The sequence below is a fragment of the Achromobacter sp. 18P8.1.1 genome (assembly GCF_057799415.1).
Window position 1 is genome coordinate 127,655 of record NZ_JBYOKH010000005.1, and the last position, 25,202, is coordinate 152,856.

At 63.6% G+C, this 25,202-nt stretch carries 22 protein-coding genes and 1 pseudogene; 9 read left to right on the forward strand and 14 right to left on the reverse strand.

Features of this window, described 5'->3' with window-relative positions; genetic code table 11:
• Positions 1-39 precede the first annotated feature (39 nt).
• Genes AC27VE_RS05890 through AC27VE_RS05900 form a run of 3 tightly spaced genes read right to left on the reverse strand, consistent with a single transcriptional unit; the run spans position 40 to position 5,926 of the window.
• Positions 40-1,476 carry an efflux transporter outer membrane subunit gene (locus AC27VE_RS05890; RefSeq protein ID WP_488703302.1) on the reverse strand — a complete coding sequence of 479 codons (1,437 nt, stop codon included), beginning with the start codon at positions 1,474-1,476 and terminating at the stop codon, positions 40-42.
• Positions 1,473-4,652, reverse strand: a complete 3,180-nt coding sequence (locus AC27VE_RS05895) for an efflux RND transporter permease subunit (RefSeq protein ID WP_488703303.1) — start codon at positions 4,650-4,652, stop codon at positions 1,473-1,475. The genes AC27VE_RS05890 and AC27VE_RS05895 overlap by 4 nt, the downstream gene beginning before the upstream one ends.
• A 35-nt stretch (positions 4,653-4,687) precedes the next feature.
• Complete coding sequence (locus AC27VE_RS05900; RefSeq protein ID WP_488703304.1) at positions 4,688-5,926, reverse strand: efflux RND transporter periplasmic adaptor subunit; 1,239 nt, start codon at positions 5,924-5,926, stop codon at positions 4,688-4,690.
• Positions 5,927-6,478: 552 nt separating this feature from the next.
• On the opposite strand from AC27VE_RS05900, the gene AC27VE_RS05905 reads away from it, so the two are divergent.
• Positions 6,479-7,477 carry a GlxA family transcriptional regulator gene (locus AC27VE_RS05905; RefSeq protein WP_488703305.1) on the forward strand — a complete coding sequence of 333 codons (999 nt, stop codon included), beginning with the start codon at positions 6,479-6,481 and terminating at the stop codon, positions 7,475-7,477.
• 115 nt (positions 7,478-7,592) lie between these two features.
• On the opposite strand, the gene AC27VE_RS05910 is transcribed toward AC27VE_RS05905, so the two are convergent.
• Together AC27VE_RS05910 and AC27VE_RS05915 are read right to left on the reverse strand one after the other, a co-directional pair.
• Complete coding sequence (locus tag AC27VE_RS05910) at positions 7,593-8,357, reverse strand: SDR family NAD(P)-dependent oxidoreductase (RefSeq protein WP_488703306.1); 765 nt, start codon at positions 8,355-8,357, stop codon at positions 7,593-7,595.
• A gap of 32 nt (positions 8,358-8,389) precedes the next feature.
• Positions 8,390-9,130: an SDR family NAD(P)-dependent oxidoreductase gene (locus AC27VE_RS05915; RefSeq protein WP_488703307.1), complete on the reverse strand. Its 741-nt coding sequence runs from the start codon at positions 9,128-9,130 to the stop codon at positions 8,390-8,392.
• Between the two features lie 702 nt (positions 9,131-9,832).
• Here AC27VE_RS05915 and AC27VE_RS05920 point away from each other — a divergent pair.
• Positions 9,833-10,825 (forward strand): hypothetical protein, encoded by a 993-nt coding sequence (locus tag AC27VE_RS05920; RefSeq protein ID WP_488703308.1) that lies wholly within the window; start codon positions 9,833-9,835, stop codon positions 10,823-10,825.
• A gap of 428 nt (positions 10,826-11,253) precedes the next feature.
• Here AC27VE_RS05920 and AC27VE_RS05925 read toward each other — a convergent pair whose 3' ends face one another.
• Together AC27VE_RS05925 and AC27VE_RS05930 are read right to left on the reverse strand one after the other, a co-directional pair.
• Entirely contained in the window at positions 11,254-11,904 is a 651-nt protein-coding gene (locus AC27VE_RS05925) for a hypothetical protein (RefSeq protein ID WP_488703309.1), read from the reverse strand.
• Positions 11,828-12,154 (reverse strand): annotated as a pseudogene (locus AC27VE_RS05930) (transposase); the annotation flags it as partial. The gene AC27VE_RS05925 and the pseudogene AC27VE_RS05930, both read right to left, overlap by 77 nt.
• Before the next feature lie 64 nt (positions 12,155-12,218).
• Between AC27VE_RS05930 and AC27VE_RS05935 the strand changes: the two are divergent.
• Positions 12,219-12,569 (forward strand): DUF2185 domain-containing protein, encoded by a 351-nt coding sequence (locus tag AC27VE_RS05935; RefSeq protein ID WP_488703310.1) that lies wholly within the window; start codon positions 12,219-12,221, stop codon positions 12,567-12,569.
• A gap of 273 nt (positions 12,570-12,842) precedes the next feature.
• On the opposite strand, the gene AC27VE_RS05940 is transcribed toward AC27VE_RS05935, so the two are convergent.
• Both AC27VE_RS05940 and AC27VE_RS05945 read right to left on the reverse strand, forming a co-directional pair.
• Positions 12,843-13,859 carry a hypothetical protein gene (locus AC27VE_RS05940; protein WP_488703311.1) on the reverse strand — a complete coding sequence of 339 codons (1,017 nt, stop codon included), beginning with the start codon at positions 13,857-13,859 and terminating at the stop codon, positions 12,843-12,845.
• A 293-nt stretch (positions 13,860-14,152) separates the two neighbouring features.
• A complete protein-coding gene (locus AC27VE_RS05945; RefSeq protein WP_006223097.1) occupies positions 14,153-15,082 on the reverse strand; it encodes a LysR family transcriptional regulator in 930 nt (309 codons plus the stop codon).
• Between the two features lie 144 nt (positions 15,083-15,226).
• On the opposite strand from AC27VE_RS05945, the gene AC27VE_RS05950 reads away from it, so the two are divergent.
• Entirely contained in the window at positions 15,227-15,631 is a 405-nt protein-coding gene (locus AC27VE_RS05950) for a RidA family protein (RefSeq protein WP_488703312.1), read from the forward strand.
• 9 nt (positions 15,632-15,640) lie between these two features.
• Here the strand turns inward: AC27VE_RS05950 and AC27VE_RS05955 are convergent, their stop codons facing one another.
• Positions 15,641-16,210, reverse strand: coding sequence for a hypothetical protein (locus tag AC27VE_RS05955; protein ID WP_006223095.1), 570 nt, complete (start codon positions 16,208-16,210; stop codon positions 15,641-15,643).
• Positions 16,211-16,502: 292 nt separating this feature from the next.
• Between AC27VE_RS05955 and AC27VE_RS05960 the strand changes: the two genes are divergently transcribed.
• Positions 16,503-17,336 carry a DUF4189 domain-containing protein gene (locus AC27VE_RS05960; RefSeq protein ID WP_488703313.1) on the forward strand — a complete coding sequence of 278 codons (834 nt, stop codon included), beginning with the start codon at positions 16,503-16,505 and terminating at the stop codon, positions 17,334-17,336.
• 37 nt (positions 17,337-17,373) lie between these two features.
• Here AC27VE_RS05960 and AC27VE_RS05965 read toward each other — a convergent pair whose 3' ends face one another.
• From AC27VE_RS05965 to AC27VE_RS05975, 3 genes are all read right to left on the reverse strand, one after another.
• On the reverse strand, positions 17,374-18,372 hold the full coding sequence (locus AC27VE_RS05965; protein WP_488703314.1) for a tripartite tricarboxylate transporter substrate binding protein: 999 nt from the start codon (positions 18,370-18,372) through the stop codon (positions 17,374-17,376).
• An 87-nt stretch (positions 18,373-18,459) separates the two neighbouring features.
• Positions 18,460-19,512 (reverse strand): hydroxyacid dehydrogenase, encoded by a 1,053-nt coding sequence (locus AC27VE_RS05970; RefSeq protein WP_488703315.1) that lies wholly within the window; start codon positions 19,510-19,512, stop codon positions 18,460-18,462.
• A 119-nt stretch (positions 19,513-19,631) separates the two neighbouring features.
• Positions 19,632-20,531 (reverse strand): LysR family transcriptional regulator, encoded by a 900-nt coding sequence (locus AC27VE_RS05975; protein WP_488703316.1) that lies wholly within the window; start codon positions 20,529-20,531, stop codon positions 19,632-19,634.
• A 177-nt stretch (positions 20,532-20,708) separates the two neighbouring features.
• On the opposite strand from AC27VE_RS05975, the gene AC27VE_RS05980 reads away from it, so the two are divergent.
• The 3 genes from AC27VE_RS05980 to AC27VE_RS05990 all read left to right on the forward strand — a co-directional run bounded on the left by AC27VE_RS05980 (position 20,709) and on the right by AC27VE_RS05990 (position 23,497).
• Positions 20,709-21,872: an alpha-hydroxy acid oxidase gene (locus AC27VE_RS05980; RefSeq protein WP_488703317.1), complete on the forward strand. Its 1,164-nt coding sequence runs from the start codon at positions 20,709-20,711 to the stop codon at positions 21,870-21,872.
• A 160-nt stretch (positions 21,873-22,032) separates the two neighbouring features.
• On the forward strand, positions 22,033-22,833 hold the full coding sequence (locus AC27VE_RS05985) for a hypothetical protein (RefSeq protein WP_488703318.1): 801 nt from the start codon (positions 22,033-22,035) through the stop codon (positions 22,831-22,833).
• Positions 22,834-22,837: 4 nt separating this feature from the next.
• Entirely contained in the window at positions 22,838-23,497 is a 660-nt protein-coding gene (locus tag AC27VE_RS05990; protein WP_488703319.1) for a hypothetical protein, read from the forward strand.
• Between the two features lie 27 nt (positions 23,498-23,524).
• Here the strand turns inward: AC27VE_RS05990 and AC27VE_RS05995 are convergent, their stop codons facing one another.
• A complete protein-coding gene (locus tag AC27VE_RS05995) occupies positions 23,525-24,451 on the reverse strand; it encodes a LysR family transcriptional regulator (protein ID WP_488703320.1) in 927 nt (308 codons plus the stop codon).
• 92 nt (positions 24,452-24,543) lie between these two features.
• On the opposite strand from AC27VE_RS05995, the gene pcp reads away from it, so the two are divergent.
• Positions 24,544-25,191 (forward strand): pyroglutamyl-peptidase I, encoded by a 648-nt coding sequence (gene pcp, locus AC27VE_RS06000; RefSeq protein WP_488703321.1) that lies wholly within the window; start codon positions 24,544-24,546, stop codon positions 25,189-25,191.
• Positions 25,192-25,202 lie beyond the last annotated feature (11 nt).

Consider the following 25,202-nt stretch of genomic DNA (forward strand, 5'->3'; position numbering starts at 1 on the left):
ACGGATAATCCGCCTTGAGCCCATCCAGAAGACGGGGAACTACTTGGCAACCACGCGGTCAGCGCGGGCCGACTCCCAGCCACCGCCGAGCGCCTTGAACAGGTCCACTTGAGCATTCACGACCCGCGCTTCGCTTTCGGCAAGCTGTGCCTGCGCGTCAGCATAGGTGCGCTCGGCGTCGAGCAGAGCCAGACTGTCGGCGCGTCCCTCCCGCGCTTGTGCCCGAACGATGCGCGCCACGTTCTCCGCCTGGTCCCTGGCCGCGGCCAACGACCAGCGCCGGTCCAGGGTTTGGGCGTAGTTCGAGAGCGCAGTTTCCGTTTCGCTCAAGGCCTGTAATATCGTCCCATCAAACGCCGCCAGCGCCGCCTGGGCGTCGGCGGTCGCGCCGTCGATGCGGGCGCGGATCGCTTCCTGATTCGGAAACGACCAGGAGAGGAGCGATCCAGCCAGCCAGCGTAGCGGGCCACTTCCGAAGAAGTCGTCTAGGCGTAACCCGGTAGAACCGACCGACGCGCCGATGGAGACGCGCGGATACAGATCCGCTGTCACCACGCCTATCCTGGCCGTTTCCGCCGCCAGCCGTCGTTCCGCAGCGCGCACGTCCGGACGCCGGGTGAGGAGGGCCATCCCGTCGCCGATAGGGATGGGCTGCAGGATCGTGGGCGGTGCCGCGAGGGCGCTGGCCTCAGAGGGGAGGTCCTTGGGCGCTCGGCCGGTGAGCAGGGAGAGCCGGAACAGCTCGGCCTGGCGCTCGGCAACGATCCTGGGAATGTCGGATCGTCGCTGCTCCCGAAGCGCCGCGATACGCGCGGTGTCGAGCGAAGTTGTCAGGCCGGCGTCCTCCCTGCTGCTCGTCACGCCGACCGAGCGGTCCAGCAACTCGACGATCTGCCGCGCCACGGCCAGGCGGTGCGCGGCGCTGGCGGCTCCCAGATAGGCGCGGGTCGTCGCCGCTACGGTCGATACCCGCACCGCGTCCAGCTCGGCCTGTGCCGCTTGGTAGTCGCCCCGCGAGGCTTCGATGTTCCGCTGTACGCGGCCGAAAAGGTCTACCTCGTACGCGACGGACAGGCCCGCATCGACAACGGTATTCTCGCGATCGACGCCGGGCGAGGCCTGGATGGCGGATTGCCGCTGGCGGTTCACGCCTGCGGCGATCTCAGTGCTGGGCAGCCGATCGGCGGACGTTTGGCGAAGTTGGGCGCGCGCGCGGGCGAGCCGAGCGATCGCCACGCGCAGGTCGGTATTCGAGGCGAGCGCATCTTGTACCAGCCTGTCCAGCACCGGGTCGTGGTAGAGCTTCCACCAGTCGGCGGAAACGGGCGTGGCGTCGGGCGCGGTCGCATCGCTTTGGGTGAGGAAAGGCCCCGCCGCGGAAGCCGGGAACGGCGGTGTCTCATAGTCCGGGCCGACCGCGCACGCGCTCAAGAGCAGCGGCGCAACCAGCATCGATAGGGTGTGCAATCGAATCACTTGATGCTTCCTGATTGTTCGTGCCGCGATTCCAGCGAGCGGGCGCCGGTCTGCCGGGACAGCCGATCTCCGAGCTTGCGGCAAACGACGTAGAACGTCGGGGTATAGAGCAGGCCGAAGACGGTGACGCCGACCATGCCGAAGAAAACGGAGGTGCCCAAGGCCTGCCTCAACTCGGCGCCCGCGCCCGAGGCTAGGAGCATCGGCACAGCGCCAAGAATGAAGGCGAAACTCGTCATCAGGATTGGGCGCAGGCGGGTCTGCGCGGCGCGCACCGCCGCGGCGGCCGGCATCAAGCCGTCTTCCTCTTCCGCCTGTTTCGCGAACTCGACCACCAGGATCGCGTTCTTCGCGGCAAGGGCGATCAGCACCACGAGCCCGATCTGCGTCAGGACGTTGTTGTCCATTCCGCGAAGATTCACGCCGACCATGGCCGCGAAGAGGCACATGGGGACGATGAGGATGATGGCCAGGGGCAAAGTGAGGCTTTCGTATTGCGCCGCCAGCACCAGGAACACGAACACCACCGCCAGCGCGAAGACGAGGCCGGCCGTGTTGCCCGCGATCTTCTGCTGGAACGCGATGCCCGTCCATTCGTAGCCGTATCCCGGGGGCAACATCTGGTCGGCGAGCTTTTCCATCGTGGCTAGCGACTGGCCCGTGGAATAGCCCGGCGCCGTGTCTCCGTCGACCTCGACCGCGGGGAACAGGTTGTAGCGCACGACCCTAAACGGCCCCGTTTCGCTCTTGAACGTGGCGACCGAGCCGATGGGCACCATGGCGCCGCTATCGGAGCGCGTCTTAAGATTGGCAATGTCGGATTCGCTGTTGCGCTGGCCTTGCTCGGCCTGGGCAACCACCCGGAACGTGCGCCCTAGCAGGTTGAAGTCGTTCACATAGGCCGAGCCGAGATAGACCTGCAGCGCTTCGAAGACGCGATCTGGCGGGACGCCCAGCACCTCGGCTTTGCGCCGGTCGATGTCGGCGAAGATGCGGGGGGTTGATGTGTTGAAGAATGAATAGACCTGCGATAAACCTTCGGTGCCGTTCGCCTTGGCCATGAGTTGATCGGAAATCGTCCCCAGCGGTTTGTAGCCGTGGCCGCCGCGATCCTGCACCATCATCCGGTAGCCGCCCGCCGAACCGATGCCGTCGATCAGCGGAGGAGGAATGATGAGAACCCGTGCTTGATCGATGTCCGAGACGGCCTTGCGTGCTTCATCGAGGATGTCGCTGGCGGGGCGGGACCGCTGTTCAAATGGCTTGAGCGGGATGAAGGCGGTGGCGGTGTTCGGGGAATTCGTGTTCGACGCGGCGTCGTAGCCGGGCAGCATGATCGTGCCTCGGACCCCATCGATCTTCAACAAGCGCTTGGACACCTCTTGCAGGACGGCATCGGTACGCGCCAGCGAGGCTCCCGGTGGAAGTTGAGTGATCGATATTAGATAGCTCTGGTCCTGCGAGGGCACGAAGCCGGTGGGCGTTACCCAGAAAATTCCTATGGTCGCCAGCACAAGTCCGCAGTAGCTGATCAAGACACGCTTCGGGCGCACCACGAGCCATTGCGTCAATCGGCCGTAGCTAGCGCTGAACCGGTCGAATCGTTCGTTGAACCAGTCGCCGGCAAACTGCATACGCCGAATGATCTGATGCCGACTTTTCTCCTTCGTGTGCGCCCGCAGAAGTACCGTGGCCAAGGCCGGCGAGAGCGTTAGCGACAAGACGAGCGAAATGACGGTGGCGCCGGAAATGGTGAGCGCAAACTGCTTGTAGAACGCCCCAGAAAGGCCGGTCAGAAAGAACGTGGGAATGAACACCGCGCAAAGCACCAGCACTATGGCCACCAGCGCCGCCGAAACCTCGTCCATCGAGATGCGAGCCGCTTCTAGCGGGTTCAGGCCCTGAGCGAGGTTTCTTTCCACGTTTTCAACCACGACGATGGCATCGTCGACCACTATGCCGATGGCGAGGACCAGCCCGAACAGCGACAAGCTGTTCAGACTGTAGCCAAACATCGCCAGCAAGGCGAAGGTGCCGACCAGCGAGATGGGAATCGCCACGACGGGGATGATGGCGGCGCGCCAGTTCTGCAGGAAGATGAAGATGACGAGCACAACGAGTGCCGCGGCTTCGAAAAGCGTATCCCGGACGGCTTCGGTAGACTGCGCGATGAAACGCGTTGAGTTCCACATAATCCGGTATTCAAGCCCTGGCGGAAACGCCTTGGCCGCTGCCTGCATCTCGCGTTCGAGAGTGATGCCGGTTTCAAGCGCGTTGGTCCCGGGCCGTTGAAATATGCCGATCATGATGGATGGCTTGCCTGACAAATAGGCATTGGTTCCGTAGTCGTCGGCACCCAGCTCCACGCGGGCGACGTCGCGAACGCGAGTCTGCCGGCCAGCGGGATCCGTGCGGATGACGATGTCGGCGAACTGCTCCGGCTCGCTCAACCGTCCCTGTGTCCGAACGTTTAGCTGGAAGGCGTCGGCACTCGGGGAGGGCGGTTGGCCTAGGGCTCCCGAGGCAACCTGCACATTTTGGGCACGGATGGCGGCGACGATCTCGCCGGCCGTCAGCTCACGCGCGGCGGCGCGCCGGGGGTCAATCCAGACACGCATGGCCACTTCACGGCTGCCGAAAATTCGAGCCTCGCCGACTCCGTCGATACGGCTCAGCTTGTCGCGCAACTGCGTCAGGGCATAGTTTGAAAGATAGGTTTGATCCCGCGAGCCATCTGGAGAAACCAGGTTGATCGCCATCAGGGCACTGGGCGAAGTCTTGCGGGTGGTGACGCCCAGGCGCTGAACCTCTTGCGGCAGGCGAGGCACGGCCGCTGCCACCCGGTTCTGAACGAGCATCTGGGCTGCGTCGAGATCAGTCCCGACCTTGAACGTAATCGATATGAACACCTTCCCGTCCGCCGTGGACTGGCTGGACTGGTAAAGCATGTTCTCTACGCCATTGATTTCCTGCTCGATAGGAGCGGCAACGGTTTCCGCGACGGTTTCCGCCGACGCGCCAGGGTAGGTCGCGGAAACGACCACGGTGGGAGGGATGATGTCCGGATACTGCGCAACGGGAAGTGCAAAATAGGAGATCGCACCCACAATCGTGATGACGATCGCCAGCACCGCGGCGAATATCGGGCGCGTAATGAAGAAGCGCGACAGGCGCATGAGATTTTTCCTTTAGGACAGCCGCCAGCGCATCGTTACGACGCGGACGCGGGCTTGCTGTCGGAAATGAGAGGGGTCGAGTTCCCCATCCCGCTTTGGGAGGCCGCCGATTCCGGCTTCGTTTGTACTTTTGCGCCTGGAATGGCGTGTTGTTGCCCGGCGACGATCACTCGGTCGTCGGCGGTCAGGCCGCCACGTACGATCCTGAGCCCATCAATGAGCGGGCCGAGTTCGATGGCCCTGACGAGCACGGTGCCTTCTGCGGAAACGGTAAGAACCGTCTTGCGCGTCTGGTCCATCTGGACCGCGGAATCGGGGATCAGCAAGGCAGGCGTGCCGGATCCGCTTGCTAACCTCATGTTTCCGAACAATCCCGGTGTCAGGAACAATCTCGGATTCTCGATCACGGCACGCATCCGGATGGTCCCCGAGCGGGGGTCGATCCCGTTATCCGTGAAGTCGAGCTTTCCGCGCCAGGCGTAGTCAGGCTCATCCTGAAGACGTATCTCGACCTGGGTTTGGGCTGCGTTTGGTTCCTGTGCGCGCATAGCTTTGAGGTACAAGGCTTCCGACGCGTCGAATGTGAAATAGATCGGATCCAGCGCGTTGATGGTGGTCAGGCGGGTGCCGCTACCGGCCTCTCCGCTCATGACCAGGTTGCCCGGGTCGACGCGTCGGTCAGAGACTCTGCCCGTAATGGGCGAGCGTACCTGGGTGAATTCCAGCTCAAGTGACTTCAGCGCGACGCGGGCTTGAGCGCCGGCGACGTTTGCCGTTCCCGTCCGCACACGCGCCTGCAACTGATCGATGTCGCTCTTTGAAATCGCGCTGTCGCCCGCCAGTCGATGCGCTCGCGCGAGGTCGGCGCGTGCCAGCGTGAGCTCGCTGGTCGCGCTCGCGAGGCCGGCTTGCGCCTCGGCGTAGGCGGCCTGGTAGGGGCGCGGGTCGATGGAGAAAAGCAATTGGCCCTGCTGGACGATTTCGCCGTCCTTGAAATGCACCCCTACGATTTGGCCCGACACCCTGGGAAGGACTTCCACGCGGCGGCTCGCTTCGAAACGGCCGACATAGTCGTCCCATTCGATAACGGTGCGCTGCATCGGCAATGCGACGGATACCGTGGGAGGCTCGAAGGTACCGGCCGACAACGACTTCTTGCCGGGCAGTAGAAACAAGGCGCATGCCGTTGCGGCGGTGAGCCCCGCGGCCAGCAGAGCCACGCGCAGGAAGGTCGGTTTTGCTCCCGTGCGGGAGGGAAGGCGTGGACGGGTCATGCGGCTGCACTCCACGCAGGGTTGGACTCTCTATGCTTCATGTTGGATATCGCTATGTAAGAAGACTCGAATGCGCCATGCGTACGTCGGCCACGCTTCTACGGCCTATCCGTTGGCACAGACGCTTTCGTTGGCCCGAGACAATCCGCCCGGCGGGTGAGGGAGTCGCGTCGAGCGATGTGAATCCGGGTCATCCCAGGCTTTCAACGAGTGCAGATTCTCCGGCCGGAGAGCCAATGGCAAAAGGACTAAGTTCCCTCCTTTAGAGTCATGGCGCGCCGATTGGAGATTCTGAAAATTTCGATGCTGGGACCATGCGATGCGTCAGTTAATGCCCGCCATAACGGTGAAATCCTCTTCGTTCAGTGGCGGGAACACGTGATTCGCCCTTGCGTCTGGCAGGCTGTGTCTCGTCGTGCCGGCGTGACGGTTTTTGAGGTATATATGTCTTACCCGCCGCCATGCTGGGTGTGTACCATCAGATCTCGTCCACGCACCGGCCTGTAGCCAGGATGCGGTGGAGCCTGCTTTCGAGCGTTGTGCAAGAGTGTTATGAACCCAACATCATCAAGTGCGAGTCCCGCTTCGCGGGACGTCGCTTTCCTCGTATTCCGCGACTTCCAGATCCAGGACGTGACCGGGCCGCTGGCGGCGTTCGAGGTGGCCAGCAGGCTCCTGGGCGACGACGCTTACGGATGCCAGGTCATATCGCTGGCTGGAGGACCCGTTCAAAGTTCGGCGGGGCTGGAGGTCACCACGGGGAAGGCCGGATTTTCCGCCTACGACACAGTGATCGTGGCGGGAGCCGGCCTTGGCGCCTACCCCGATGACGCATTGCCGGAAACCTGCGACTACTTGAACCACGTCGTCGCCAAGGGCGCTCGCCGCATCGCAAGCGTATGCACAGGGGCCTTCATTCTGGCTGCGAGCGGCCTCTTGGACGGCCGGTGCGCGACGACACACTGGAAATACGCCGCCCGTCTGCAACGGGAGTATCCCCGGGTGAAAGTGGATGGCGATCGGATCTTCACCCGAGAAGGTGGCATCTGGACGTCAGCCGGCGTCACGACTGGCATCGACATGGCGTTGGCAATGATCGAAGAGGATCATGGCGCCGACTTGTCTCACGCGGTCGCCCAGATGCTGGTCGTCTACCATCGCCGGCCCGGCGGGCAATCCCAATTTTCGGCCATCGCCGATATGGAGCCCGAGTCGGACAGAATTCGTAATGTGCTTACTTATATACGTGAACACTTGCACGAATCATTGTCGACCGAGCTCCTGGCTTCCGTGGCCTGCCTGAGCCCCCGGCAGTTCGGCCGCGCCTTTCTTGCCGAAACGGGGGAGACGCCGGCCAAGGCCGTCGAGCGCCTGAGGGTCGAGGTGGCCAGGCAGCGCGTCGAGCGTGGCGCGGAGCCTATCGAAATCATCGCCCACAAAATCGGTTTCACCGATCCCGAAAGAATGCGCCGGGCATTCATTCGCGTGCTTGGCCATCCGCCGCAGAGCATCCGGCGCATGGCATCCCGGGAAGCGTCTCCGCTTGCCTGACTATGGTGCCCACCCGGGAGTGGAGCTAACCCTTTAATCCGGCGGCCGTCCGGACTGGCATGCCCAGTAGGTGCCCAGCGATTGTTGCCACGGAAGGCCCCGGTCATCCAGGCGATTAAACGTGCTGGCCTCCGTTCACGTCGATTTCCGCGCCATTCACATACGAGGCTCGGTTCGAACAAAGGAAGAACATCACTCCTGCGATTTCTGTTGGGTCGCCAAGCCGGCCCATCGGCACGTTCGCCTGAACCATGGCCTCGGTGCCTGGAGACAAGATGGAGGTGTCGATCTCGCCGGGCGCGATCGCATTGGCCCGGATTCCCATCGGACCGAACTCGAAAGCCTGTTCGCGCGTGAGCGCTGCGAGGGCCGCCTTAGAGCAGGCATAAGCCGCTCCTGCGAAGGGATGAACGCGAGAACCCGCTATCGATGTCACGTTGACGATCGCGCCTTGCGCTATGCGGAGTTCCGGCAGGAGTAGACGGACGATCATCGCTGCGGAGAAAAGATTGACGTTGAAAAGCGAAAGCCACTCTTCATATGCCGTCATGCTGACGCCCTTGCGCCCGCCGTTCGCCAGTTTCGGTGAAATCGCGGCATTGTTGATAATCGCAGCCAGTTTCGCGCCACCCAGGCGCCGGCGGACTTCAGCCGCGATCAGTTCATACGAGCTCGGGTTCGCCAGATCGGCGGTAATGTGGTCGTCCACGCCGCCCACCCACGCGCATTCACTCGAAAAGCTCGCCCGCGATACCGTCAAGACACGCCACCCTCTGTGGTGAAACAATTTCACTGTCGCATGCCCAATACCACGGCTCGCGCCGCTTAGCAGCAATGTGGGCCGCGCTATTTGCTGAGAATGGCAGGGTGCCATCTGCATTATCCCGGAATGAGCGATGAAGATTGAACTCGTCAGGCGTTGATTCCGCCGTCAACGACCAGGCCGGTGCCTGTGATGTGGCGTCCGTCTGGGCCCGCAAGATAGGCCACAGCTTTCGCTACGTCAGTCGGGCTTCCGAATCGCCCAAGCGCTATTTGTGATCGGAGGTAGTCGGCATCAGGGCCCTGGGCTGGGTTCATATCGGTGTCAGTGGGGCCTGGATGAACAAGATTTACGGTAATGTCCCTCGGCGCAAGCTCGCGCGAGAGTCCGCGAGTGAAAGACAGCAGAGCCGATTTCGACATCGAATAGACGGTCACGTTCGGGATGGCTACTCGCTCCGCGAGACACGACCCGATCGACACGATGCGCCCACCGTTCGAGAGAAGTGGTATCGCTGTTTGCGAGGCGACGATGGCTGCACGGATGTTGACTGCTAGGATTCGGTCGATATCAGCCAACGTCATTGTTTGTAGAGTGCTCGAAATCAGGATGCCCGCATTGTTGACGAGTATGTCTAGTCCCCCCATCAGGCGGGTGCCTTCTTCGACAGAGTAGCGGACCGCTTGCGCATCGGCACTATCGGCCTGAATGGCCACGGTACGTCGGCTCTCGTCAGTCAACTCATCGGCTAGGCTGTTGGCCTGCCCGACGGCACTCTTGTAGGTGATCACGACGTCCGCGCCGCGAGCAGATAGCTCCCGCGCAATCGCCGCGCCGATCCCCCGGGCCCCGCCGGTGACGATCGCCCGCTTTCCTGAAAGATCATTCATACATCGCTCTCTTTTTGACGTAGACGCCAGCCTTCGCATAGGCAATGTCGAAGTTTCACCCTACTGGTGTTCTGCGTAAAAGACGTTGATCCCTCAAATTTCGCCAGCGCGGCCAGCGTCCTTTTGTAGGTATGCAACCTATCCGTTGGCGCGGGGGGCATAGCGGCCAGGGTGCGGCCAAGCCGAAGGAGTAAAGCCTCACCTCTCAGCGGTAAGGTACCGGACCGACCCGAAAATGACGCAACCCGTTAAGTCTCCCTGCGGTCCAGTTCGTTCAAATAACCCTAATGGACCGCACGCTCTCAGAGTCCGCTTCTGGCCGAAAGCGGTCTCCGCATGGAGGTCTGCGCCAGACTCGCATGAAGCCTGGCTAGCGTGTAAGAAGCGTCTACTGGACGCCGATTGGCCGCTCTACCGGGAAGCGCAGGAGCGCTGGTATCGAAGCGAGCAAATCGAAATTGGGGTGCGCCAGTTTTTAGAGCAGGATCCGGATGGCTATCTTTTGCGACTTTCCGCCTGGATTGGAAACCGCCCCCTTTGACCCTGTCAAATCCTGGTGGGGTTTTCCCCTTCCAATAGCGCATAGCTCAAGCAGCATTACCCCCACACCCCAGCCTCTCCATGCCGCCTCGCAGCGCTGTGGTATGTTCAATCCCTTATTTTTGCACTGCGGTACATCCCAATACTCTTGGCACAACGCTGATGACCAACCCCGCTCGCTGCTCCCCTTCGCTCGCCTGGCGTATGGCACTGACGGCCGTGATCGTGTGCGTGATCTACGCGGCGCTAGCGCAAAGCTATCAACTGTTCGCCCTACCCCAGTCTGCGCAACTACGCGAGGTGTATAGCCAGCCGAAATACCTGATGCCGCTGCTGACCACCATTGCAACGTGGACGGTCTTCGTCGGCTTGACAGTGTGGGGCGCCATGCATCGCTGGCTGCGTCAGCACAATACGCAGGCCGTGGACAAACCCCGCAAGCTCTTCGGCACTTTCATCGCCCTGCTGTTGATCTTCTCGTTAACCGTGTCGGTCGCCACGATTCACCTGCACAGAGCGCTGGTGCGGTACGTACTGGAGCACGCCGGCCTGTCGGGCCAGGCGGGCCAGACGGGCCAATTCATTGCAGTGGCGCTGTTCATCAGTGCCTTAACCATTACCCTGGAAATTCTTGGAGCGTATCTCGCCTTGCGCATTGCCACGAGGACCTTGCAGCCTGCGGGCCCCGTCGGGGGGCCGGTATATGAACAGCGCCATGCCGCCTGGAGTTCGGGACTCATGGTGCTGGGCTGGCAATTGAGCGTACTCGTCGGCGTGGGCAACTACCTGCAAATGCAGTCGCCGAAGATGGGCTGGCTGGAACACGTGCTGGGCTACCTGGTCCTGCCCGCCCTCATCCTGGTGCTGTGCACATACATCTGCCTGAAAATCCTGCCGCGCCCGATAGGCGCCGCGCGCCAAGGGCGTGCGCTGGCCCATGGCACGCTGGCCTTCTGGCTGGCGCAGGTGCTGGGAATCGGCATGGGAATTTTGGCCGATATCGCAATGCCATGGGGCCCGCCGGCGCGCATTGCTGAATCAAATGTGGCGGTCACAGTCACGCTGGTGGGGTATGCCGCGCTTCTGGTGTTGGGCTGCATGGTGGGAAAGCGGGCGCTTTACACGCCTTCGAGAAAGCTCGCTTTGAATCACTGAACGCCGCGCACAAAAAAGGCCGCTGGTTAAAAACACCAACGGCCTTTTCTATGCGTGCCCGCAATGCGATCAGATCATTGTTAGGCGGCGCTTCTGTTTTACCAATACCTGGACTTTTACCCAGCGACGACAGCATTCGATAACAGTCTTGTGCACAGCTTCAGCCTGGCAAATTTCAAGCTCTGGACGACTGCTTGCGACCCAAAGCGGTCCTTGTGCCTTGCCTATAGCTGCCGTTCACCAATGTCCGCAGGACTTCTTAGAGCGTTTGACTGCGTAAGAGCGCCGTTGTCGAGGGCCGTGTTGAAGCAGTGCACGAAGACCCGGTAATTGCCGCGTTCCTGCCCCTTCCTGGGCCGAGATATCCAGACAGATCGGAACATTCGTGGTGTGCCGCAGGCACTAACCCGCGCGATATGGAAGCAGGCTCAGCATAAGCCCTGATCGCGGTACTCACCCGGTGCGCCCAGCACGGCGCAAAACTTGCGGTTTTCGCCGGAATAGGTGTGCTTGGCGTGGATGGTCAGCGTGGCACCGGCCAACCCGACCTTCTTTGGATTGCAAGACCAGAAGCCGCTGGAGATTTCGTTGTATGACGCCCTGGCGACGAGGCGCGGCGGTTGCCCGGGTTGCTTCTTTCCGGATGTCTTAGTGGCCAGCCACTCGATCCAGACATGGCAGCTCACATGCTCGAAACCCACGTTCTCCAAGATCACCCGGTAGGAGCCCCGCCCGTCGCGGGAATGCCAACTTCCGCCAGTCAGCGTCCCCAGGACCTCCGCTTGATCCACGTCAGTCTCCGCGACGGAGGGAGCCATCACCAGGAACGAAAGGCTTAGCAACGCTGCGGCAAAGATCTTCATGGTTCGGATTGCCTGTCGAGAATCGGCGTGAAAGGAGTGATGGATGGCGCGGCGGCGTACCCGGCCCCGACATTTGATCTCAATCCGAACGTCGGCAAGGCCAAGCATGTCTTGAACATTGATGATGCTAATAATCGCACTAACCCAGCCACGATCCTCGACATGGCGGCGTTTTATGAACTGGATGACAAGCATAACCGGCAGGTATTGCAGCAAGTCGCATCCGCGGTCGAAGAGCGGCGAGAGTTTCTGGCAGCTGCTCATAATCTCGGGTCAGCCGTCGGAAGCGGTTGAACCAGCCGAAGCGGCGTTCGACCATCCAACGTCGCGGCAGCAGGATAAACCCCTTCTTGGCCTCAGGCAGTTTGACCACGTGTAGATCAATGCTTTGGGCTCGTGCGGCCTTGGCCGGGTGTTGCCCCGTATAGCATTGGTAGGCAAACGCGACGCTGGCTGTCTCGCCGGTCACGGCATGTAGGGTCAGTGTGCCAAAATTTGGTTAATTGCCAACTCTCAACTCGGAGAGACAGATGGAAAAGAAATTCAAGCTGACCGCGGAAGAAATCAAACCCTTGGTTATCGGCCGAGGTGGATGCATTGCCACCGACCGGATAACAGTAGAGGGTTTTCCGGTCCGGTTCATGTACCGAGAGGCTCCAGACAACAGTGTTGATAGCGGTTGGCGATTCTTGAGCGGTTTTGAGGATAACGCTTACATGGACGATCCCAAGAATCATGGAGTCCATGACGTCAATACGATTGCTAATTTCGACTCGAGTATCGTTCCGCTCCTTGATGCCCCAGTGGGTAGCGTCTATGAGAAGCGTCCAGAATCCGAGCGGTTCCTCGCCGTCCATGATTGGTCTCCCCCGGAAGAGTGAGGTGAGACCAAGAGTCTGCGATGCAGTTTGATGATGCCAATTTTGTTCAGCAGGCTGTCCGAACTGAGCATGTCCGCTCCTGGCCGGCAAGCGACCGCTCGCCTGCCGGGATGCATCAATCCTCGGTTTGCTCTGCCATCTCAAGGACATCAGAGACCCCGATTCCGAGGTAGCGAACCGCCGCTGAGGGAGTCGCTTACGATCAGATCGCCCCAGGCACTATCTCCGGTACTGGAGACCAACTGGGCATGGGCGGGATGCGCGACAGTGCGCTTATAGCGTCATGGTGGGCTGGTCTTCGATCTGGAAGAACAAGGCACGCGGCCCCAGGAAGTCCGATCCGTCCAGATACTCGAACGCGACGCCCTGGCCCGGTGCGGCCTCCTGCCCGAAGTGCTCCACCCGGTACATCACGCCGCCGATGCGATAGTTTTGGACCAGCGTGAATACGCCCGGCTTGGTCGTGCGCATGCGGTAGGTCACGATCTCTTCGACCAGGCCGCGCACCCCGTGCTTGTAGCGGGCGCGCTTCAGCCTGGGGCTGCGCGTGCCCAGGACGAGTCCCATGAGTACGAAGAATGCGGCCAGCAGGATCAAGGGCCCCAGGAACAGGCTGCCGGCCAGGGCTACCAGGGCGAGCGCGTAGAAGAGCTTGCGCGCGCCCAGTTCTTCCTTGCGCACGGTCTCGCGGTCGGCATCGCTGACTTCCTCGACCGAATTCCAGGCCTGTGCGCTCATCGGGTATTCGGCCCGCAGCAGCACCGGCGGCTCGCCGGGCCGCAGCGTCAGCAGATGCAGGCGCACCGGCAAATCTGTCAGCGCCGCGGCCGTCAGGGGCCGCGAGCCATTACGGGTGTCCCTCGTGATCTCGTTCCAGAACGGCAGCGCCACGTCCACGCGCTGCTCGCCGAAGGTGTAGCAGATGCCCGGCCCTTCGGACGGGCCAAAGCCGGTCAGGTGGCCGGAAACGATCTGCTTGGATAGTCGCCCCGTCAACGCCTGGTTGAAGCGGCGCCAAGCGCGCGGCATGCGCAACAACCTGCGTCCAAGAAAGACCGCGAAGCCCGCCATCGCCACCGCGCACGACAGCACTACCATGCCTTCGGCCCCGCGGTGCAGACTGCGGTCGGACACGAACAGGGCGACGCACAGGATCGCGCTGCTCGACAGCAGCAGGAACGTCAGGCTGGCGAACACGGCCATCAGCGATCTGCCGCTGCGGTTACGGCGCAGCAGCAGGATGTCCTCCTCAGCCAGGGGTTCTTCCGTGACTTGCAGGATTGCACTCATACTCGCGTCGCCGTCTCCATTGTCATGCCGCGCCCCGATGATAACTGCCCATGGTGGTGATCGTTGACAGAGCCGGGGAGAGACCGCTCACGTCAGCCGATTCTGCTCGGGAAGATCCGATAAAGCCGGCTGCACATCACGGCTCCTTCAGGAGTGCCGTGGACCGCTCAGTGCGGTCCTTGACGCCGCGTCGCATGCCAGCAATGACTGCATCTGGCCGATGGCAGTCGTTCATCAGCCGCGTCTAGCTCACAGCCCCTGTAAGGTAGGCCACACGGACTGGGTGGGGGACCTCACGACGTGATGGACCCAGCAGGCGCTGGCACATATTGCCCCATCAATTCCACCACCCAATCGATGAACAGGCGCAGCTTGGCGCTGACGTGCCGGTTTGGCGGGAAGGCGATGTATAGCGGCATGGGGTCCAGGCGCCAGTCTTCGAAAATCGGCACCAGTTCGCCGCGCGCCAGGTAGGGCCGGACCATGTATTGCGGCAGCCACAGCACGCCCATGCCGGCCAAGCCGGCGGCCAGGTAGGCATTGCCGTCGTCCACCGCCAGCACGTAGCGCCCGTGCACGTTGACGCTTTCGTCGCCGCGGTGCATGGCGTAGGGGAAGGCGCGGCCGATGCGCGACCACAGGTAGCCGACAATCCGGTGATGCGTGTCTTCCAATTCCTTCGGGTGGGATGGCAGGCCAGCGCGCTCCAGATAGCTGGGCGCGGCATAGACGCCCAGTTGCAGGTCGGCCACCCGGCGGGCCATCAGAGACTGGTTGGTGATTTCACCGCCGCGCACGACGCAATCGACGTTCTCGCCGATGACATCCACGATGCGGTCGCTGACGCCCATGTCCAGCTGGATGTCGGGATATCGGGCGTGGAATGCCGGCAGTGCGGGGATCAGGATCATGCGGGCAAGCGGGCTGGGCACGTCCACGCGCAAACGTCCACGGGGCGCGGCCGAGGCGGCGGATAAGCCGGTTTCGGCATCGTCCATGTCGGCCAGCAATTTGACGACGCGTTCGTAGTAGGCGGCGCCGTCGGCGGTGACGGCGACCCGGCGCGTGGTCCGATTCAGCAGCTTGACGCGCAGGCGCGCCTCCAGTTGCTGCACCAGTTGCGTGACGCTGGTCTTGCTCATGTGCAGCGTTTCCGCCGCCTTGGTGAAGCTGCCGGCTTCCACCACGCGGACGAACGCCTGCATCGCATCGAATCGGTCCATGCCGGCTCCAGGGGGGTGTGCAGATTGTTTGGATTCTACAAACAGTGATGGACAACGTTGCCCGTTTATCGGGCCCGGACCGGTCTTTACAGTGAAGCCATGGTTAATGACGGGCCGTTTCCGGCCCATTGATGGAGCTTACTGATGACTACGCGCAACGTCGTTTTTCCCCCGGGCCGCCAGGCGCTTTACGAACGCAACCGGTATTCGCCGGCGATCCGGTCCAATGGTTTTCTGTTCGTGTCGGGGCAGGTAGGCAGCCGCGAGGACGGCTCGCCGGAGCCGGACCTTCAAACGCAGGTCCGGCGGGCGTTCGACAATCTGAACGCCATCTTGAAAGCGGCCGGAAGCACGTTCGACGACATCGTCGACGTGACGGTCTTCATGGTCAATCCCGCGTCCCAGTTCGAAGCCATCTGGCAGGTGGTGCCGGAATACTGGGGCAAGGCGCCGCATCCGACCCTGACCGCCGTGGGCGTGACGTGGCTGTACGGTTTCGACTTCGAGATCAAGGTGATCGCGAAACTGCCGGAAGCCGCCAAGGGCTGATCCCGCGGCTTACTTCACGACGTAGTTGTTCGCCTCGTTTTCACCTGCCCATTTACGCAGTGCGGCGATGAACTCCGGGCACACGTTGCCGTCGACGCTGGAACTGACGATGACGCTGTTCTGCATCTGCATCAGCACCTTGCATTCATAGACGCGCGACCGGTTCTGGTAGTGGCCGGTCGTGTTGGTCTGGAAGACGGGGGTGGCGGCGGTGGTGTTGGTGGCGGCGATCATGCCGACAACCTGCTGGCTGGAGCCGGTGGTGACCCATTCCGTGTAGGGCGCGGTCTGATAGTCGGACCACTCCAGCTCGACGGTGTTGCCTACCGTGCGCGTCTTGGACGGTTCGCCAAGGGCCGCGATGGCGTCATTGATCGAGCGGCCTTCCATGTTCTTGGCCACGTTCACGCTGGGCGAGAAGGACAGGCCCGACTTGAACACATTGCCCAACGAGGGCAGCGCGGAACTGCCGCCCGTCGGCATCGGCGCGCAGCCGGCAAGGCTGGCGGCGGCGGCAATCAGGCTGGCTGCTTGCCAGAGCGGTTTGCGGCGAATCGGGGAGGGCTGGGGCGACTTCATGGCGTGCTGTCGATGCTCCGTGGCGGATCGAGGTGGCTCAACGCGTTTTGTTTCTTTTCGTGACAGAGGGCTGTCTGAGCCGCAGACACCGTCTGGTGGCGCATGCACCTGCCGCTGTCGGTCTGCTTTCAGAAAAGTTCGACATTTTTACCGGAAAACGGGGCCAGCAGCCCTTCGCGGCCTGTGAAATTTGTTACGTAATATGCCGGCAGGCGATATTCACAGGGGGACGGACCAGGGGAGCTTCTTGCTAAGATCGTCCCCGCTCTCCACTCGACCCCTGACTCCGACGATGATGTCTGCCCGATTCCTTCCCCTGATCCGTGCCGCGTTCGCCGCTCTTGCTTTGATGGCGGGCCTGGTCTCTCCTGCGGCGCAGGCTGATACGGTCTATGGCGGCGTTGCCACCGACGGCAAGCACAACAAGATTTATTGGGTGATGCCGGAAAAGACGAAGCAGTGGGCCGATATGGGGGCGATCGCCGAGTGCAAGCGAGCGGGCGGCAAGGAATGCAAGGTGCTGACCACGTTCTGGGACAGCTGCATGGTCTATGCGCGCAATTCGCGCCAGGACCTGTTCCCGGGCAACAGCGTGTCGCCGGAAATGGCGGCCAAGAAGGCCATGCGCCGCTGCACGGCAGGCAGCCCGGACGGCAAGTGCCGGCTGACCACGATGCCGTTGTGCGCGGGACCGGCCTATAGCGCCGAAGACCTTGCGGCCCCGAAGCGGGCCAAGCCCGCCGACGTGGAAGCGCTGTCGGCCAAGATGGACAGCCGCGGCTACTGGGGCGCCGTGGCTGAAAACGGCGATGGGGGCATGCTCTATGCGGACGGCTATCCCACCGAAGACGAGGCCGTCACCATGCTGTTGAAGTGGGAAGATTGCAAGGACTGCCGCAAGCTGCTGACCTACAAGGACAGCTGCGTGGGCATGGCCTGGGTCAAGGGCAGCGAAGGCCGCGGCACGCGATTCACGGCGGTGAACACCGATGCGGTGTCGGCGCGCGAGACGTCGCGCACCACTTGCACGGCCAAGACGGGCGCGCCGGCTTGCGTGGCCATGGTGCGCTGCTCGGGCCGCGCCTATATCGACGGTTACCCGGGCGAAGACGTCAAGGCGCAGTAAGCGCTGGCGGCCCAGGCCCGGTCTGGCCGCACCCGGCTCACTTGTCCAGCCAGGGGGCTTCCTTCCACAGCGTCTGGAATTCCGCCTCCCCGGCCGCCAATTCACGGGCGTGGTCGGCGGGGGCCAGGTAGCGCAGCGGGGCGAACATCTCTTTGGCTTTCGCCTGAAACTCCGGGTCGTCTACCGTGCGCTTGACCGCGTCGACGAGCTTGCCGCGCACCTCCGCCGGCAGTCCCTTGGGGGCGGCCAGGCCGCGCAAGGACGCCAGTTCAAAGTCATAACCCTGTTCCTTGAAGGTGGGCACGTCGGGCAGGGCTGCCGAGCGCGTCTTGCCCATCTGTCCAAGGAAACGCAACGGCGTGCCGCCTTTCTGGTACTGCAGCGCCTCGCCGACGTTGATTGCACCGATCATGATCTCGCCGCCCGCCAGCGCGCCGCGCACTTCGCCGGCGCCCTTGTAGGGAATGTGGCTGAGCTTCGTGCTTGACGCCCGTTCGAACCGCAGCATCGCCAGATGGTCGTCCGACCCCGTGCCGGTCGTGCCCACCGTCACCTTGCCGGGGTTCTTCTTGGCGTACGCCGACAGGTCGGCGAGCGTCTTCAGTTCGTTGTCGCGGCGCACGGTGAAGGCGCCGGGATCGTCGATCAGATTGCCCAGCAAGTCATAGCTTTGCCAGGTGAAGTTGGACTTGCGTTCGATGGGAATCGTCAGCAGGTTGGGCGTGTTGATGAAGCCGATGGTGTAGCCGTCGGCTTGGGCGCGCGCCAGTTCGGTGAAGCCGATGGCGCCGCCTGCGCCCGGGCGGTTCAGCACCACGATGCGGGCGTCGTTGCCCAGGTATTTCTGCAGGAACGGCGCCATCATGCGCGCCACCAGGTCAGTGCCGCCACCGGGGCCGTAGGACACGATCAGGTTGATGGGGCGCTCCGGGTAGCCGGCGGCCTGGGCGCTGCCGCCAAAGAAGGCGGCGCCCGACAGCAGGGCGGCGGACGCGGCCAGTGCGCGCAGCATGCGGCGCTTGTTGGGGTGTTGCATGGTGTCTCCTCGGGGGATGGGTCGGCGGCTTGGTGCCGCGCTGTTTTTTAAGGGGGGCAACGCCGTGGTGGCGTTGCGGGCACTGCGTTACTTCAATTTGGCGATGCGCGCCGCGGCGACGGGCCAGACTTCGGGGTTGAGCAATTGCGGGGGGCGCTCGCCGCGCAGCATCGCGATCAGTTGGGTCGCGGACGATTGCGCGACGTTGCGCCGGGCCTCGTGGGTGACGCCTGCGGTGTGGAAGGTGGCCACCACGTTGGGCAGCCCCAGCAACGGCGCATCGCGCGAAGGGGGTTCTTGCTGCCAGACGTCCAGGCCGGCGCCGCGCAGGTGCCCGCCCTGCAAGGCGTCATACAGGGCGGCTTCGTCATGGATGCCGCCGCGTGCGGTCGAGATGAATACGGCGCCCGGTTTCATGGCGGCGAAGGCGCGCGCATCGATCAGGCCGCGCGTGGACGCGTCCAGCGGGCAATGTAGCGACACCACGTCCGATTGCGCCAACAACTCGGCTAGCCCCACCGGTTCGGCGCCGCGGCTGCGGATGGTGTCGGCGTCCAGCAGCGGGTCATGCGCAATTACCCGCATGCCGAAGCCTTGCGCGATGCGGGCGACCCGTGAGCCGATTTGTCCGATGCCCACCAGGCCGATCACCGTGCCATGGATCTCGTGGCCCATCAGGTCTTCACGGGAAAAACCGGTGTCGTTGCGCAAGCGTTGATGCGATTCGACGACGCGGCGCTGCACCGCCAGCAGCAACGCATACGTGTGTTCGGCCACCGACGCGGCGTTGCCGCCCGCCTGGTTCACCACGGCGATGCCGGCGGCCGTGCAGGCTGGCACGTCGACCGTGTCGTAGCCCGCGCCACCCGAAGACACGCAAACCAGATCCGGGCATTGCGAAATCAGTTCCGCGTTCACGAACCAGTGGCGGGGCAGTTCATCGCGGGCGGCGGATACGTGATAGGCGTGGGCGGTCTTCAGGCCGGCCAACGTGCGCGCATCGTCGCCACGCGCCGGCAGCACCGACAAGCCGATGCCGGGCTCGGCGTCGATAAGCTGGTCGAACACCGGGTTCAGCCACAGGTCGAGCCGGCACAGGCGTTTGGGGAAGTCTTGCTGAGAGGAACCGAAATCCGGCATTGCGTGTGGTCTCCGTATAGGCATGGTGTCTTTTGAGGCGACTCTACCCGTGCCAAAACCGGAGATAAAGCGAATAATTTTCGGAGTTAAGGGCGACTTTTAGTAAACAGTTGGCCCGCTCACACCATTCCAGCCGGTGCCTCGAAATCCAGCGTGTCCTGCGCCAGCACGCGCAGGCTTTCCAGCATGGGCCGCGTGTCGTCGCGCCGCCACTGGAAGGTGTAGGGCAGGGGGCGCAGGGGGGCGAGTCCCGGCAGGCGGTGCAGATCGCCGCGCTGGATCAGGATGCGCGCCCAGGCGGTGGGCAGGAAACCCAGCCCCAGGCCCTGGCGCAGCATGCCGGCGATGGCGCCCCAGCTGTTGCAGCATTGGGTGCGGCCGGGCGATACGCCTTGTTCGGTCAGCCAGTCGTCCAGCATGCGGATCACGCCGGAGCTTTGCGGCTGCGTGATCAAGGTCAGCCCCGGAAGGTCGGCCGGGGTGAGCGCCGCCGGGTCGGGCACCGCGCGGGAGGACGCCACCCATTCGAAGTCCGCGCTGCCGATCAGGTGCGATGCGATGGAGGCGCGGGACGACGGGCCGGCGATCACGGCAAAATCCAGATCGCCTTCTTCCAGCCCGCGCTCCACCAGTTCACCCACGCCCACGTACGGTTCCACCAGCAGATTGGGATGCGCGCGCTGGATTTCTTCGATCAGCCGGGGCATCCAGGTGATGGACGTAAGTTCTCCCGCGCCAAACCGGCAGCGCCCGGAATACGTCAGGTTGTTGCTGGCTTGCTGCATGAATTGGTCGGCGTTGCGCAGCAGGTCCTTGGCGTGGGGCACCAGTTGTTCGCCCAGGGCGGTCAGCGTGGCACTGCGCGCGCTGCGGCTGAACACGTCCGCGCCGATGGACGCCTCCAGTTCCCCGATGCGCTTGGACAGCGACGACACCGAGATATTCAGCCGGTTGGCGGCAATGGCGAAGTTCTTGCAGGTGGCGGCCCAGTAGAAGGCTTCAAGTTGTTTAAGCGTCATGGCGGCGGTGGGCGGTGGCAAAAAATAGAGTCGAGGGCGAATAAAAGTGTAATAACCAATATCGATAAAGTCACTTTATTCAAAATGGCGCCGCGCCTATAGTCATCCGCCATTCCCATGACAACAGCGCGGCGGCCCCTGCACAGGCTGGTCGACCGCCGCGAGGAGCCCCAACCCATGCCCGACCCTCTGCGCCATTTGCTCAGCCTGCATGATTTCGAGGCGGCCGCGAAGCGGCGATTGCCTAAGCCGATCTACGCCTATGTGTCCGGGGCGGTGGAAGACGGGCAGTCCGAGCGCGGTAATCGGCAGGCGTTCGCCCAGTTTGGTTTCCGGCCCAAGGTGCTGGTGGATGTGTCCCAACGCAGCACGCGGGCGACAGTGTTGGGCCGCGAATACGCGGCGCCGGTCGGCGTGGCGCCGATGGGCATTTCGGCCCTGTCCAGCTACCGCGGCGACATCGTGTTGGCCCGCGCGGCGGCGGACGCGGACGTGCCGTGCATCATGAGCGGATCGTCGCTGATCCGGCTGGAGGAAGTCATGCAGGCCGCGCCGGGCACGTGGTTCCAGGCCTACCTGCCGGGCGACGACGCGCAGATCGCGGCCTTGATCGACCGGGTGGCGGCGGCCGGGGTGACGACGCTGGTGCTGACGGTGGATACGCCGGTGGCCGCCAATCGCGAGAACAATGTACGCGCGGGCTTTTCGACGCCGCTGCGGCCCAGCGCGGGCCTGGCCTGGCAGGGGCTGACGCATCCGCGCTGGTTGTTCGGCACCTTCCTGCGCACGCTGTGGCGCCATGGCATGCCGCACTTCGAGAACAACTACGCGACGCGCGGCGCGCCGATCCTGTCCGCCAATGTGCTGCGCGATTTTTCCGACCGGGGCCATCTGAACTGGCAGCATGTGTCGGCCATCCGCCGCCGCTGGAAGGGGCTGATGGTGATCAAGGGCATCCTGCATCCCGACGATGCGCGCACGGCGCGCGCGCAGGGCATGGACGGCGTGATCGTATCGAATCATGGTGGCCGGCAGTTGGACGGCAGCATGTCGCCCTTGCAGGCCTTGCCGGCGGTGGTGGACGCTGCCGGCGGCATGGACGTGATGCTCGACAGCGGGGTGCGGCGCGGGTCGGACGTGCTGAAGGCCATGGCGCTGGGCGCCCGTTGCGTCTTCGTGGGCCGGCCTTTCAATTATGCGGCGGCGGTGGCGGGGCAGCGCGGCGTGGCCCACGCCATCGGCCTGATCGTGGAAGAGGTCCGGCGCAACATGGGGCTGCTGGGCGTGGTGGACGTAAAGGCGGTCAACTCGGACTGCATCGTGCGGCTGCCAGGCGCATAGGCCAGGCAGCGGGGGGAGCCGGCTTGGCCTAGAATGCGGGCACCTCTTTCATGCGGCGCTGTCCGCCAAGGATGCCTTGCTTCATCTGCGTAGAACCGTTCTGACGCTTAACCGGCGCGCCCAAGCGTGCGCCGTCGCTGTACTGGGATTGGCCTTGTGGATGCCGGCTGCCGCGCATGCGCAGGCGGCCGCGCCCGCCGCCGCACCCACTTACCTGAAGGCGACCGAGCCGCTTGGCGGTGCCTTCGAACTGGAAGGCTATCCGGCGTCCACGCTGCGGCAGATCAGGTATCGCGGCAAGGCCTACCGGCCGTTGAACGCCTACGAGTTCATCTACGTGAAAGCGCTGGGTCCGACTCAAGAGGGCCAGCCGATGCTGCTGGCGGTGTCCAACGATTTCATGGGCGTGGGCACGATACTGATCGCCGTGCAGAACGACACGCCGCTTGCGCGCGTGCTGAGCCCGACCGTCGATATGCGCGACCCGGACATGGGCCTGGCGCAACCCGGGCGGCAGGACCTGCTGCTGTTCACCGCGGGGTCGCGCGCGCTGGTGACGTCCACGGGACAGGTGCTGTGGTTTGAGCACGCATTGCCGAAGGAATATCAGCGTTCCATTCCGCTTCTGGTGTCGGTGTCGCCAGACAATCGCCATGGCGCGTTGCTGCTGGATAACGAGATCCGATTGAGCAAAGCGGACGAAGGCCCGTATGCCAGCGTGCCGTTTACCAGGGCGATGCAGATCGCCGCCTTCAGGCCCGCTTCGGACGGCAGTTCGGAACTTGCGCGCAAGGCGCTGGCCGAAGGCAAGCGCATTGACCAGCGCCGGCTCTACGCCAACATGAAGGCCGAATGGATCAACAGGAATTTTCGATGGCAGGAAGGCAAGGACGGCTGGCAATTCGTGGGGCAGGGCTTGAAGGCGGTTCCCCTGCCGGTGCAGTCCCGGCAGGAGCGATGACGTGATGAGAACGCCTGTGTTACAGGTTCTGCGCGGGCTTGCCCTTGCGGGTGCCGCGGCGCTTGCCGGGTGTGCAAGCTCGCCCGACGTGTACGAAAAGCATGTCCGGTCCGAAGACGCCAACCCGGCGGATGTGGCGCTGACGCTTGATGTGACATTTGCGCGGGCGCCCGACTACGAGCCCAAGACGAATGAGTTCGGGTCGAAGGTCAAGCGGGTGGAGTATGCCGGCTATCCCAGCCTGGACGTGCCTTTCTACCAGAAGGGCCTGGGCTTCGATCTGGGCGTGCTTGGCGACCCGCGGGCACTGTTGGCCTTGCCGTACCCGTCGCCCACGACCCGGACGACGTCCGCGCAGCTGAAGATCTTTGGCGAACGCCTGGACGCCAACCGCTACCGCTTCGTTGTGCTGCCCCGGCCGGGGTGGAACAGCATGCACAGCTTTCAGGTCGCGTTTGCCATCAATGGCCGGCGTGAGGGCATGACGTTCGCCTACAGCGCGAAGACGGTATGCGAAAGCCGCTTCGACGTGACGACGCCGACGTATGGCTTCGGGATGTCAGTGGCCGCCAGTTTTCCGGGCGGTAAACCCGGATGCCTGAAGGCCTGCGATGCGCGGCCCGGCTACCCGGGCCAGTGCGCGTTCTTCTCGGGCGTCGAATAAGGCCACAGGGCCGCTCGCCACCCGGGCTCAATCCTTCAGGTCTTTGACCGCGCGCTGAATCAACCCCTGCAGCCAGGCCAGGGCGGCATCCGCCGGCGCCCGGCGGCTGCTTACCATGTCGATGCCGAAGGGGCCCGGGTCCACTTCAGGCGGCAAGGGCCGCAGGCTGAGGGCTTGCCCAGCCAATCGCAACGCCGCCCGGCGTGCCAGCGTGGCGATCAAGTCCGTGCCGACCACCGCGTGCGGCAAGGCGACGATATGCGCGAATGTGCAGGCGACGCGACGCTTGCGGCCCAGCCGCGCCAGGCTGGCGTCGATCACGCCGCGGGCCGAGCCGTCATCGCTGGGTACGAACAGCGCGTGGGGCAGCGCCACGTAGCGGTCCAGGGTCAGCTTGCGGCCGCGCAGGCCAGGGTGCTGCTTGTCGGCGATGCAGACAAACGATTCTTCATACAGGGGCGTGACGCGCATGCGCTTGGGCGCGGTGAGGTGGCCCCCGATGGCGATGTCCACGCTGCCGTTGTCCAGCTGTTCATAGATGGTGGCGCGGTCCAGCCGGGCCACGCGGAGATCGGCCGCGGGCGCCTCGCGCCGCAGCCGGGCAACGATGTGCGGCACCAACACGACGTCGGCGTAGTCGCTGGCAGCCAGCGTGAAGCGCCGGCCGTTGGCAGCGGCCGGGTCGAAGCCCGCGCCTTGCTCCAGGGCGCGGCGGATCTGGTCCAACGCGCTGCTGATGGCGGGCATCAGCGCCACAGCGTGGTCGGTGGGCTGCATGCCGTCGGCGGTGCGCACGAAAAGCTCGTCATTGAAGACACGGCGCAAACGGTTGAGCGCGCTGCTGACCGAAGGCTGGGCGCGGTGGATGCGCTGCCCGGCCAGGGTCACGTTGCGTGTTTCGTACAGAGCTTCGAAGGCGACCAGCAGGTTCAGGTCGACAGCAGATAGATTCATGCCATCAATAGTACGAATAACGATTATCGATTTCAACAATTGCACGGCGCGCTTCTACCATGGCCGGCATGGATACAGAAAAGGAACCTGCCATGCCCACCGTGCTCATCACCGGAATCGAACCCTTCGATGGCGAATCGCTGAACCCGTCTTGGGAGGCGGCGCGCCGCCTGGATGGCCAGGAGGTGGCCGGCGCCCACCTGGTGGCGCGCCAACTGCCCTGCGTGATCGGCAAGGTGGTGGGCGTGCTACGGCAGGCGATCGAAGACGTGCAGCCGGACCTGGTGATCTGCCTGGGCCAGGCGGGCGGGCGTAGCGATGTGACCGTCGAACGGGTAGCGATCAACGTGGTGGATGCGCGCATTCCGGACAACGACGGCCACCAACCCATCGACGAACCGGTGGTGGAGGGCGGCCCGGCGGCATATTTCTCGTCGCTGCCCATCAAGGCCATCGTGCGGGACCTGCGCGCGGGCGGCGTGCCGGCATCGGTGTCGCTGACGGCGGGCTCCTACAACTGCAACACCATCTTCTACGGACTGGCCCATTTCATTGCCACGGAGCGGCCCGCGCTGCGCGGCGGCTTCGTGCACGTGCCGTATCTGCCGGAAATGGCGACCCGCCATCCGGGTGCGCCCAGCCTGGCGCTGGACGTGCTGGTGCACGGCGTGAAGATCATGGTGGCGACGTCGCTGGCCGTAACCCAGGACATCAAGGTCGGCGGCGGCGCGCTGCACTGACACGGAGCCAT